General features: G+C 73.0%; 12 protein-coding genes and 1 pseudogene. 6 read left to right on the plus strand and 7 right to left on the minus strand.

All coding sequences use genetic code 11. From position 1 onward, the window contains the following. Together OG624_RS21675 and OG624_RS21680 are read left to right on the plus strand one after the other, a co-directional pair. Window positions 1-1,194, plus strand: coding sequence for a sensor histidine kinase (locus OG624_RS21675; protein ID WP_371639720.1), 1,194 nt, complete (start codon window positions 1-3; stop codon window positions 1,192-1,194). Window positions 1,195-1,274: 80 nt separating this feature from the next. After that, entirely contained in the window at window positions 1,275-1,889 is a 615-nt protein-coding gene (locus OG624_RS21680) for a response regulator (RefSeq protein ID WP_051762459.1), read from the plus strand. Window positions 1,890-2,219: 330 nt separating this feature from the next. On the opposite strand, the gene OG624_RS21685 is transcribed toward OG624_RS21680, so the two are convergent. Next, on the minus strand, window positions 2,220-3,161 hold the full coding sequence (locus tag OG624_RS21685; protein WP_033214660.1) for an alpha/beta fold hydrolase: 942 nt from the start codon (window positions 3,159-3,161) through the stop codon (window positions 2,220-2,222). A 127-nt stretch (window positions 3,162-3,288) separates the two neighbouring features. Between OG624_RS21685 and OG624_RS21690 the strand changes: the two genes are divergently transcribed. The 3 genes from OG624_RS21690 to OG624_RS21700 all read left to right on the plus strand — a co-directional run bounded on the left by OG624_RS21690 (window position 3,289) and on the right by OG624_RS21700 (window position 4,783). Further along, window positions 3,289-3,894 carry a TetR/AcrR family transcriptional regulator gene (locus OG624_RS21690; RefSeq protein ID WP_033214659.1) on the plus strand — a complete coding sequence of 202 codons (606 nt, stop codon included), beginning with the start codon at window positions 3,289-3,291 and terminating at the stop codon, window positions 3,892-3,894. Window positions 3,895-3,935: 41 nt separating this feature from the next. Beyond that, window positions 3,936-4,388 carry a GNAT family N-acetyltransferase gene (locus OG624_RS21695; RefSeq protein WP_063733906.1) on the plus strand — a complete coding sequence of 151 codons (453 nt, stop codon included), beginning with the start codon at window positions 3,936-3,938 and terminating at the stop codon, window positions 4,386-4,388. 185 nt (window positions 4,389-4,573) lie between these two features. Then, on the plus strand, window positions 4,574-4,783 hold the full coding sequence (locus tag OG624_RS21700; protein WP_033214657.1) for a DUF6243 family protein: 210 nt from the start codon (window positions 4,574-4,576) through the stop codon (window positions 4,781-4,783). 90 nt (window positions 4,784-4,873) lie between these two features. On the opposite strand, the gene OG624_RS21705 is transcribed toward OG624_RS21700, so the two are convergent. Both OG624_RS21705 and OG624_RS21710 read right to left on the minus strand, forming a co-directional pair. Then, window positions 4,874-5,854, minus strand: coding sequence for a DUF1648 domain-containing protein (locus OG624_RS21705; RefSeq protein ID WP_371639721.1), 981 nt, complete (start codon window positions 5,852-5,854; stop codon window positions 4,874-4,876). Then, entirely contained in the window at window positions 5,851-6,198 is a 348-nt protein-coding gene (locus OG624_RS21710; protein ID WP_033214654.1) for a GntR family transcriptional regulator, read from the minus strand. The genes OG624_RS21705 and OG624_RS21710 overlap by 4 nt, the downstream gene beginning before the upstream one ends. 877 nt (window positions 6,199-7,075) lie before the next feature. Here OG624_RS21710 and OG624_RS21715 point away from each other — a divergent pair. Continuing rightward, window positions 7,076-7,666, plus strand: a pseudogene (locus OG624_RS21715) (sensor histidine kinase); the annotation flags it as partial. An 11-nt stretch (window positions 7,667-7,677) separates the two neighbouring features. Here OG624_RS21715 and OG624_RS21720 read toward each other — a convergent pair. The 4 genes from OG624_RS21720 to OG624_RS21735 all read right to left on the minus strand — a co-directional run bounded on the left by OG624_RS21720 (window position 7,678) and on the right by OG624_RS21735 (window position 10,907). Beyond that, window positions 7,678-8,439: a class I SAM-dependent methyltransferase gene (locus OG624_RS21720; RefSeq protein ID WP_266352669.1), complete on the minus strand. Its 762-nt coding sequence runs from the start codon at window positions 8,437-8,439 to the stop codon at window positions 7,678-7,680. Between the two features lie 126 nt (window positions 8,440-8,565). Continuing rightward, window positions 8,566-9,246 (minus strand): response regulator transcription factor, encoded by a 681-nt coding sequence (locus OG624_RS21725; protein ID WP_323184605.1) that lies wholly within the window; start codon window positions 9,244-9,246, stop codon window positions 8,566-8,568. 158 nt (window positions 9,247-9,404) lie between these two features. Further along, a complete protein-coding gene (locus OG624_RS21730; RefSeq protein WP_033214644.1) occupies window positions 9,405-9,800 on the minus strand; it encodes a hypothetical protein in 396 nt (131 codons plus the stop codon). A gap of 90 nt (window positions 9,801-9,890) precedes the next feature. Further along, window positions 9,891-10,907 (minus strand): LLM class flavin-dependent oxidoreductase, encoded by a 1,017-nt coding sequence (locus OG624_RS21735; protein WP_033214642.1) that lies wholly within the window; start codon window positions 10,905-10,907, stop codon window positions 9,891-9,893. Between the last annotated feature and the right edge of the window lie 45 nt (window positions 10,908-10,952).

Here is a 10,952-nt window from a genome sequence, read left to right on the forward strand (position 1 = left end):
GTGGCAGAAGTGACCGAACCCCCGAGCGCGGCCGAGCGCCTCCTGCGCGCACTGCACCAGGACCCCTTGGCGGCCGCGCACCCGACCCGCAACGACGCGGTGCTCGCGGCCGGTGTCGCCCTGCTCTGCGGGGCCTTGGCGTACGCCGACACCGCGATGCGACCGGACGGGCTCGGGTGGGCCCTGCTGGCCTGCTCGGTCCTGGTCCTGGTGTGGCGGCGGCGCCGGCCGGTCGCGGTGGTGGTCGCCACGGTCGTCTGCATCGCCCCGTACCAACTGCTCGACAACGCCCACGCGGCGCCGGTGCCGGCCGGGGTGGTCGCCCTGTACACGGTGGCCGCCACCGGCACCGTCCGCCGTACGGTGACGGTCGGCGTGTGCGTCGTGGGCTTCGCGGTGAGCGCCATGTCCTCCAACGGTGTCCACCGTGTCCTGGACGTCCTGCGCACCTCCGGCTGGCTGGTGGCGGCCCTCGTGCTCGGTGTCGCCGTCCGCAACTACCGCAAGTACCTGGCCGAGGAGCGCACCCGGATCGGCCAGGCCACCGACCGCAGGATCGCGGAGGAGCGTCTGCGCATCGCCCGCGACCTGCACGATCTGCTGGCCCACAGCATCACGCTGATCGGGGTCCGTACGGCGGTCGCCGCCCATGTGCTCACCGTGGACCCGGACCGGCTCGACCGGGCGGCCGTCGCCGAGGCGCTGGACTCCATCGCCGACACCTGCCGCGAGGCCCGCGCGGAACTCCGTACCACCTTGACCGTGCTCCGCGCCGACGAGCACGGGCCGCTGCCGGACCTCGCGGGGCTGCCCGATCTGGCCCGTACGGCCGAGGCGGAACTGACCCTGGACACCGGCGGGGTCCATGTCCCACCGGCCGTGGGGGCGGCCGCCTACCGCATCGTCCAGGAGTCGCTGACCAACGCGGTCCGCCACGCGGGTCCCACCGCCACCGTCCGCGTCCGCGTGGCGGCGGCGGACGGGGCGCTGCGGCTCACCGTCAGCGACGACGGCCGGGGCCCGGGAGCGGGTTCCGCCACCGCTGCGGGCTTCGGCATCGTCGGCATGGGCGAGCGGGCCCGCAGCGTCGGCGGCACCCTGCGGACGGGCCCCCGCGCCGGCGGCGGCTTCGAAGTGGCGGCGAGCCTGCCCCTCCCCTCCCACCCACCCCGTTCCTCGGAGGCATCCGCGTGACCACCCCACCCCACGGTCAGGACCGCGTCATCCGGGTGCTGCTCGCCGACGACCAGACGCTGGTGCGGGCGGCCTTCGCGATGCTCATCGAATCGGCTCCGGACATGACGGTCGTCGGACAGGCCGGCGACGGACGGGAAGCCGTGCGACTGGCCCACGCCGAGCGGGCCGACGTGGTCGTCATGGACATCAGGATGCCGGGCACCGACGGCATCGAGGCGACCCGGCTGATCGCCTCCACCGAGGACCTGGCCGGGGTGAAGGTCCTGGTCCTGACGACGTACGACACCGACGAGAACGTGGTCGAGGCGCTGCGGTCCGGAGCCTCGGGCTTCCTGGTGAAGGACACCAGGCCGGCCGAACTCCTCTCCGCCATCCGCACGGTGGCCGGCGGCGAGTCGCTCCTTTCGCCGGGGCCGACGGCCCGGCTGATCGCCCGGGTGCTGCGCAGCCCGCGTACCGGCCCGGCCCCCGCCGCCCTCGACCCGCTCTCCGACCGGGAACGGGAGGTCCTCACCCTCGTGGCCCGAGGCCTCAACAACACGGAGATCGCCGACGCGTTGGCCCTGAGCCCCCTCACCGCGAAGACCCATGTGAGCCGCATCATGGGGAAGTTGCGGGTACGCGACCGCGCGCAGCTCGTGATCGTGGCGTACGAGTCGGGGCTCGTGGCGCCGGGAGACGGCGGATCATGACGGTGCGCCCCTGACCGCCCCTGACCGCCCCCGACGTCACCGAGGCCCGTGTGATCGGCGCGGTCCCGCACGCAGGCCCCTGCCTGATTCCGGTGTTCTCCGGCGTGGGCCTGCTCGCCGGCGTGCTCGTGCCCCTGCGGATGGACGTGGTCGTCGAGCCCGACGGCCGGGGCACCTGGACGACGTGCCGGCAGATCGACTTCGACCTTCCTCGGCCCACAGGGACCCCCGTGCCCGTGGGTGAGGCTGTGACCGGCGGCGCCGAGGAAGACACCACCGTGGCGATCGACGCGCCGACGGGCGCGGTCGTCGGCCCGAACGACCGACCCTTCAGAGGGTGTCGCTCGTGGCGGGGTCGAGGGAGTCGATGTCCTCCATGAAGGACAGCATGCGGGCGTTGACGACGTCCGGGTGGTCGATCTGCGGCCCGTGGCCCGTCGCCGAGATGATCTCGGCGCGGGCGCCGGGGACGAGCCGCGGTACGCGCTCCAGTTGCCGCTGCGGGTGCACGAGCAGGCTCCGCTTTCCCATGATCACGTAGAGCGGTGTGCGGATCGAGCGCAGTGCGTCCTCGGCCAGGGGGAGGGGCGCCGGCCGGCGGATCCGGTAGGCGCGGGCGCCCGCCTGGACCCAGGTGCGCAGCTCGGGGACGGAGATGACGGGCTGCTCCAGCCACTTGGCGAGCCGGGGGCGCAGGGCCTTGGGGGCGAAGCTGGCGAAGAGGCTGACGAAGACCCAGGCGAAGAAGCGCAGGCCGACCTTCTCCAGGCCGCCGGGGTCGAGGGCGGTGACGGAGGCGAGCCGTTCGGGGCGCCGGTGGGCCTGGTTGAGCACCAGCCAGCCGCCGTAGGAGGAGCCGACGAGGTGGACCCGGTCGAGGCCGAGCGCGTCGAGGGCCTCGTCCATCCACTGCGCGGCGCGCTCGGGCTGCCACATGGGCTCGCGGTGGACGCTGCGGTTGGCGTCGCCCGGGGTGTCGAGGGCGTAGACGGGGCGTTCGCCGCTGAGGGCCGGGGTGTTGGGGTACCACATCGCCGAGCTGTAGCCCGCGCCGTGGATCAGCACGACCGGGGTGCGGGACTCGGCGGCGGGGTCCGTGGGGCCGTACCGGTAGACGTGGGTGGTGCCGAAGCTCGTCTCGACGTCCGTCTCGGAACGGATCGGCGCGCCCATCGCGTAGAGGGCGTCTGCGGTGGCGAAGTAGCGGTCGCGCAGCGTGTCGTTGACGTAGCGGCCTACATCGCGGCGTACGCGGGTCCTGTTCTCGGGCACGGCGGCACCTCCTGTGAAGATCCATTCTTCGTGGTACGACCGTACCATGTTCGTGATACGGCGGTACCATCAAGGGGTCCGTGGAGCGCACCGCGACCCCACCATCCACGGGCGGAAAGACGGGAACATGCCGAAGCGCGTGGATCACGAGGAGCGGCGCGCCCAGATCGCCGAGGCGCTCATCCGGGTCGCGGGGCGGCGCGGGCTGCACGCGGTCGCCATGCGGGACGTGGCCGCGGAGGCCGGGGTGTCCCTGCGTCTCGTGCAGTACTACTTCGAGACCAAGGGGAGGCTGCTCTTCTACTGCCTCCGGCACCTGACCGACGGCTTCACGGCGCGGGCCGGCGCCCGACCGGCCGCCTCGGGGCCGCACCCGGGCCCGAGGGCCGCGGTGCAGGCGCTGCTGCTGGCCTCGCTGCCGACCGATGAGGAGAGTCGCACCTTCCACCTGCTGTACAGCTCGTACGCGATCCTGTCGGTCACGGACGAGACGCTGGCCGCCCAGCCGTTCGTCGACGACCCGGACGCCGCCGAGAACACCGTCACCGGTCTGGTCGAACGGGCCCAGGCGGAGGGCTCGGCCGACCCCGGCGTCGATGCCCGCATCGAGGCGATCGGCCTGCTCGCGATGGCGGCGGCCCTGGGGACCGGCATCCTCGTGGGCCAGCGGAGCGCGGAGTCGGCCGTCGCGGTGCTCCACCACCACCTGGACCGGATCTTCACGACGACCTGATGCGCGGCACGTACACATCCGAACCGGAGAAGAGGAGCGGCATGGTCATGGCGGAAGAGGAGATGTTCGACCCGGAGGAGATGCAGGCCCTCTACGCGTCGGTGGACCGGGAGGGCTACACCCGCGACGTCGACAGGCTGTGCCGGGGCCTGGCCAACTCTCACCTGGTCGTCACGGCGCGCAACGATGCGGGAGCACTCCTCGGCCTGGCCCGGACGATCTCCGACGACGAGCACATCTGCTACGTCCAGGACGTCGTGGTGGACCCCGCCCACCACCGGCAGGGCATCGGCCGGGCCCTGGTCGAACACCTGATGCGGCGGTATTCGCACTGCCGCTTCTTCCTCCTGTCCACGGACCACGCGGCGTCACCGGAGGGCAGGCGCAACCACGCCTTCTACCGCAGCCTGGGTTTCCTGTCCTACGAGGAGAAGGAGATGGCGGGCTTCGGACTCCCCCGGAACCGCCCCGACCTGCGCGCAGCGATGCCCTGAGCCGCCGGCGGGCGCCCATGGAGCGCTCGCGGACGGCGGCCGATCATGGTCGGGGAAGGTCAGGTGCGCGGGGTCGGCGGGAGCGGGTACCGTCGTTGTCATGTTCTTCCGGACGCCGCATCACGAGGGAGAGCGCTCCCCATCGGCGAATCCGTAGACCACTCACACCATCACCGGGAGAACCCGTGACCGACAGCAAGAACATCAACAACCCCGTGGGCCAGGGCGGCGGACAGCGCAAGAGGCAGTCCCGCGCCGAGCGCCAGAACAACGGTCCGCACCGCAACCTCGACCGCAAGAGCGCCGCCGACCAGAAGGCGGAGCTGGTGCGCAAGATGCGCGAGAAGGCGGCTGCGGCCGCGGCTGAGACCGAGGACGGCGCCGCTCAGAACTGACGCAGCGCTGCCGCGGGACGGCAGCGTACGAGGCAGGGCCCGGACCGCGACGCGCGGTCCGGGCCCTGCCGCCGTGACGGGCGCAGCCGCTCACGCGCCCGCTCGGCGCCTTGAGGCGAAGGCGTTGAGGAGTGTGGCGCCGCGTTCGGCGTCGTCGACGCTCACGGCGAACTCCGAGCCCGTGCGGGGGCGGATGACCAGGCATTCTCCGGACCGGAGCATGACGGTGGTGCCCAGCCCGCCGAGCCGGTAGCCCCAGCCGCCCACCTGCGCGGGCCTACGGTCCTCCACGCGCGCCGAGACGATGTCACCGGCCGCCCAACGGCGCGCCGGCCACCCCAGGGGTCCGAAGGCCACCTCCAGCCCGGCCTCCGTCACGCGCGCTTGCACCGAGGCGGAGGCGAACATGGCGAGCGAGGCGAGCGCGAACGGTGTGACCAGCGCCCACTGCGCACCGATCAGCCCGCACGCGGCCGCCACGGTGCCGGCCGCGGTCACCATGCCCGTGAGCGCCCCGATGAGGTGGAGCCAGGGGTTCGACAGGCGGGAGAGCCAGACGCGGCGCTCACCTGCCGGGATCTCCATGACGGCGCCGCCTTCGGCGGGCCGGGCCGGCGTGGTGGGCGGCGCTGCGCGACGACCGGCCAGCCAACCGAGCGCGCCCGCCACCACCGCGACGGCGGCCGTGATCCCGATCCCCGTACCGACGGGGGCGGCGTCCTGCCAGTCGGTCACGTCCAGATTGGCCCGCACGATCGACGCCTGGGCGCCCGCCAGGAGCACCCCGCCGGACAGCAGCGAGGCGCCCACCCAAGGGCCCGCGGGGAACCCTCCACGCCGGCCGATGAACGCGACGCACACTGCGAGCGCGGCCCAGGCCAGTGCCGGGAGCAGCGCGGCCGCCCACAACGGCATCGAGCCGTTCGGGGCCGAGCCGCCCCAGTGCGTGGCGAGCCGGTCCGGCAGGCGCCCGCTCGCGGCGAAGGGCAGGGCGGCCAGCACCCCCGCGACCCCGACCACCCATACCCGCGCCCCCCACCGGGCGCCGTTCTTCTTCACGCGTTCCGTCACGAAAGCCCCCTGATCATTTCGATGAGATCGCTCTTGCCGTACCCGAGGTGTGCCGCGTCGGCCACCAACTGCCGTGCCCTCTCGACCAGCTGTGTCCGCTGGTCGGCGGCCTCGGCGACGGTGACGCCGCGGCCGCGCCGGAACTCCAGCACCCCCTCGTCGCGCAGGGCGCGCAAGCCGCGCAGCACGGTGTTCGCGTTCACGCCCAGCGCCCGGGACAGGTCCCGAGCGGGAGGCAGCCGATCCCCCGGCGCGCACTCTCCCTCGGAGATCGCCCGTCGGATCGCCCCCGCCACCTGCTCGTGGAGGGGGCGGGTGTCGTTGGTGTCGAGTCTCAGCAGCATGGTGCTAATGAAAGTAGCACCATGCGCGTCATTCCGCAGGGTCGCGTGAGAGGGTCTCCAGGCCTGACGTTCCGGGCAGCCGGGGCGCGGTGCGGGGGCGCGCGGTGCTCGGACAGGCGCACGCGCGGGGGACCCGGTGACGGTTCACCCGCTCGTCGAGGCCGAGAAGCCCGCAGGTCACAGCGTCAAACGGGCGTGCGGGCCGATGAAGGTCCCCAGGTCCGCCTGCCACACGCCCGCATTCCGCCCTCGGCGATACTGCCGGAGACAACGCAGCTGTCAGACACGGGGGAAACGTCACTTGAGCACAGCCATGCCCGGACCCGTTCCGGCCCCACCGCCCGCTCCCGGCGGCCCGCCCCACCGAGGTCGCCGGGCGGAACTCGCTGTCGACGCGCTCGTCACCGCGGCGGCCGCCCTGGAACTGCTCACCCTCCATGGCGCCCTCGACACCACGTCCGCGCTCGTGTGCCCGCCCGCACTGCTCGCCCTCCTGCTGCGGCGCAGGTTCCCCGTGACGGTGTTGCTGGTCACCCTCCCGTCCATGGCCACCGGTCACCTGTGGCTGGCCCCCATGATCGCCATGTTCACGGTGGCGTCCGGTACCACCCGCCGCCGCGTGGTCCTGGGTGCCGGGGCGGCCCTCTTCGGGGCGACCATGTGGTCCGGCAACACCGTCGACGATGCGCCGATGGCGTGGGGCGACCACCTGGTCGTCCTCCAGGTGGCCCTCATGTTCAGCGTGGGCCCCGCCGGGCTGGGTCTCCTGACGCAGACGAGATCCGAGCTACGGGCCCGCCTCGCCGACCTCTCCGCATCACAGGCGCACGGCCGCCACCTGGAGGCCGAGCGGGCCGTCGCCCAGGAGCGCACGCGCATGGCGCGCGAGATGCACGACACCGTCTCGTACCACCTGGGCATCATCGCCGCCCAGGCCGGAGCACTGTGGGCCACCGCGCCCGACGACACGGTCCGCGAGGACGCCGAGGCGGTACGCCGCCACAGCGGCTACGCCCTGGCGGAACTCCGCGACATCGTCGGCGTCCTGCGTCACGCCCGGGTCCGGACCGACGACGGCGACCCCGCCCGCCTGGCCAACCTGCGCACCCTTGTCCGGGACGCCCGCCTGGACGCGGTCCTCCACCTGGCCCTCGACCTCCCCGACGGCAGGACGTGCGTACCGGCCGTCGAGCGGGCCGCCTACCGGACCGTCCAGGAGGCCCTCACCAACATCCGCAAGTACGCCCCGGGTGCCCGCATCGACATCACCGTGGGCCCGTCCGCCACGGGCGACGACCTCCTCGTCGAGATCCGCAACGGCCCCGGACCGCGGACCCACGTGCCCGGCAGCTCCGGTGCGCCCACCGGCGGCTTCGGCCTCACCGGCCTGGAGGAGCGCGTCGTCCTCGTCGACGGCACCTTCCACGCGGGCGCCACCCCGGAGGGCGGCTTCGTCGTACGCGCCGAACTTCCGCTGGCTCAGAGCGCCTTCGCCCAGGGGGAATCGGGGTCCCGCTCGTACACCGACACGTGCCGCAGGCTGGACGAGGTGTACGGGGTCCCCGCCCAGTCCTCCGTACGCTCCACCAGCCGCAACCCGGACAGCTCGGCCAGGAGGTCGATCTCGAAGGGGAAGGCGTAGCGCAGCAGGTGCTCGTAGGTCTCCGGTGCGCCGCCGTCGATGATCGTGTGGGTCGACAGCATGAACTGCTGGGACCGGTCCACGGTCAGGGTGTCGAGCATCACGGACCGCTCGTCGAGGTGGCGCATCGAGTGGTCCGTCTTCTCCATGTGGTGGTACGGCGCCGGATCGAAGGCCTCCAGCACGAACCGGCCGCCGGGCGCCAACTGCTCCCGCACCCGCCGCAGGCAGCCGAGCTGCTGGTCCTTGCTGATCGCCACGAAGAACGTGTTCAGCACCAGCGTCACGGTGTCGAAGGTGCGCCCCGTGCCGTCCTCCGTGAAGTCGCCGGTCTGCGTGGTCACCAGGCCTTCCGGGTCGCGCGCACGCAGCTCGGCGAGCATGGGCTCGGAGCCGTCGATCCCGTGCACCGTGAAGCCCTGCCCGGCCAGCGGGACGGCGATCCGGCCCGTGCCGACGCCGAGTTCGAGCACGCTGCCGCCGGGCGGGGTGAGCGCGGCCACGAACGCGACGGCCTGCTCCGTGTCGTGGCCGATCGGGTACATGCGGTCGTACACGCTCGCCAGCTTCTGGTCGTACAGCGCGTTGCCGAGGGTCATGCGGGGTGTCACTCCAAACGGGGTGCCATGAGGCACGGTCGGGACAAGGGTTGTTCGGGACCGTGAAAGGTCGGGTCCCGTCCCCGCCGCCGCACGGCCTCGGCCCGGGTGGACCTCGGCCGTGCCTCAGCGGGTGCCGGCCAAGGCCGGCGGGCGCGACTGGCCGGGGGCGGACGCCGCGCGGTGGGCGACGACAGCGGCCTGCACGCGGTTGGCCAGGCCCAGCTTGGCCAGGATGGCGCTGACGTACTCCTTGGTCGTGGACGCGCTCAGCAGGAGCCGGCGCCCGATGTCGGCATTGGTCAGGCCCTCCGCCAGCAGATCCAGAACCTGGTGCTCCCGCTCCGTGAGCGAGTCCAGGCGGGTCTCCAGGCGCGGGTCCAGCTCGTTGTGGCCGGGACCGCTGCCGAGGTAGCCGTCCACCACGATGCGGGCCGCCTGCGGCGACAGCACCGTTCCGCCGGACGCCAGCACCCGTACCGCGTGCACGAGTTCCTGCGGCGTCGCGTCCTTGAGGAGGAAGCCTCTGGCTCCGGAGCCCAGCGCGGCCGCGATGTCCTCGTCGGCCAGGAAGGTCGTCAGGATCGCCACGGCCGGTGGATCCGCCAGCGCGCCGAGGCCTGCCAGGACGGCGAACCCGTCCACCTCCGGCATGCGCAGGTCGAGCAGTACGACATCCGGCCGGTGGGCCTCGATCGCCTCCAGGGCCGCCGGCCCGTCGCAGGCGACCGGCACGTCGATGTCCGGCTCGCTCTCCAGAATGCGCTGCATGCACGACCGCAGCAGGACTTCGTCGTCGACAATCATCACGCGGACCATCACGCCCCCTTTGAGCGGCCACCCCGTCAGGCCGCACCTTCACCAAAGTATCAACTCGGTAAAGTGGGTTGACGTCTCGGGGTAGGGGTGGGGGGAATCCGAGGGACCGGTTAGGGAAGTCCGCTCACCTGGTCCGCGCGGCGGGCTCAGGCCCCCGCGTCGATCGACTCCGTGATGAGCGCGACCATGGTGGAATCCCAGGTGAGGACCAGCAGTTCGGCCTTCTCGCCCGCAACGGTGGTGCAGGTCAGCGCCGTTCCGCCGCGCCCGCCGCCGATCGCCGCGTCGGACGGTCCGGCCAGCCGCAGCCCGTTCGCGCCGGGCCCGTCCAGGACCGCTCCGGAGCGGAGCAGCGTCAGCTTCCCGGGTTGCATCCCGGACGCCCCGGCGCCCGTACGGTACCGGCAGCGCAGGGTGACCGGCTCACCGCGCCGGAACGCGGCGACGCGGCGTGCGGAACGGGCCCGGTCGAGCCCCTTGCCGCCGATCCACAGCACCAGGTCCATCAGGGAATGCAGCGCGAATTCCAGCAACAGCAGCATGTGATCGTTCGCTCCTCAACTCGGATGACTCGGGGACGGCTTGTGCAGGTGCGGCCCGCTCGCCCGTACGTGCGCGCACGCACGGGGCCGTCATCGGGCGCGGGCCGCGGCCCGGTCGCGTACCGCCTCGGCGATGGCCCGTACATCGGCCAGTGCTGCCTCGGGACCCTCGGTCAGCAGGACCCCCGCACAGCTCAACGCGATCTCCGTCGCCCCCGCGTCACCGTAACGGGTGAGCCGGTCGGCCACCTCGTCAGGTGTCCCGTACGCGAAGACACCGCCGTCGACCAGCGCACCCGCCCCCGCCCACGGATCGGACACGTCCACGTCGAGCCCGGCCGACCGCAGCATGGCCGCGTAATGCTCCCCGCTCAGGTGCAGTTCGTGCGCCGCGAACGCCAGCTTCCTGGGATCCCGGCCGGGCCTGCGCACCGCACACGGCACGATCGACGTCACGCCGGGCACCGCCCGCCCGCGGGACGCGGCGCCCCGCGCCAGGGCGGGCACGATCTGTTCCTCCAGATGGGAGGCCGGGGTCAGCAAGGTGATCGCCACGTCGGCGACCTGCCCCGCCGCGTACGCCATGCGCGGACGGAGCACGCCCGCGCCGAGCGACACGACCGGGCGCGCCCCGGTGGGGTGCGGCTCCGGCAACACTGCGTCGTCGAGCCGTACGTACCGCCCCCGGAAGTCCTCCACCGCCTCGCCGTCCAGCAGCCGCCGCATCACGGTCAGATACTCGGTGACGGCCGTGAGCGGGCTCTCGTACGGCTCCCCGCGCAGCGCCGCCACGAAGTCCGGGTCCCCGGCGCCGAACCCGGCGACCACCGGCTGCCCGGTCAGCAGCGCCAGCGACCGCGCCTGCACGGCCGCGTCCAGGGGATGGCGGAGCGCGGTCAGCGCGACAGCGGTCCCCGCGGGCACCCGGATGCCGCGCCCGGCGAGGTGGGCGAACGCCTGGTGGGTGTCGACGATCAGGGACTGCCCCAGGTACAGGCGCTCCAACTTCAGGTCGAGGACGGCCCTGCCGAACGCGGCGAGCTCGTCGAGGTCGGACGCCATCAGCGGATACATGAGGGACAGCGCCGGCGGGGTGTTCGTGGTCATGGGTGTCCTTCGTGGACGTGGGCTGTCGGACGGCGAGGTGGGGGC

This window comes from Streptomyces virginiae (genome assembly GCF_041432505.1).
GTDB lineage: Bacteria > Actinomycetota > Actinomycetes > Streptomycetales > Streptomycetaceae > Streptomyces > Streptomyces virginiae_A.

Coding starts and splice junctions, on each gene's coding strand:
- OG624_RS21730 (WP_033214644.1), bottom strand. CDS start 9,800: ATGCTGCTGTTGCTGGAATTCGCGCTGCATTCCCTGATGGACCTGGTG.
- OG624_RS21680 (WP_051762459.1), top strand. CDS start 1,275: ATGCTCATCGAATCGGCTCCGGACATGACGGTCGTCGGACAGGCCGGC.
- OG624_RS21690 (WP_033214659.1), top strand. CDS start 3,289: ATGCCGAAGCGCGTGGATCACGAGGAGCGGCGCGCCCAGATCGCCGAG.
- OG624_RS21735 (WP_033214642.1), bottom strand. CDS start 10,907: ATGACCACGAACACCCCGCCGGCGCTGTCCCTCATGTATCCGCTGATG.
- OG624_RS21720 (WP_266352669.1), bottom strand. CDS start 8,439: ATGACCCTCGGCAACGCGCTGTACGACCAGAAGCTGGCGAGCGTGTAC.
- OG624_RS21725 (WP_323184605.1), bottom strand. CDS start 9,246: ATGATTGTCGACGACGAAGTCCTGCTGCGGTCGTGCATGCAGCGCATT.
- OG624_RS21710 (WP_033214654.1), bottom strand. CDS start 6,198: ATGCTGCTGAGACTCGACACCAACGACACCCGCCCCCTCCACGAGCAG.
- OG624_RS21695 (WP_063733906.1), top strand. CDS start 3,936: ATGGTCATGGCGGAAGAGGAGATGTTCGACCCGGAGGAGATGCAGGCC.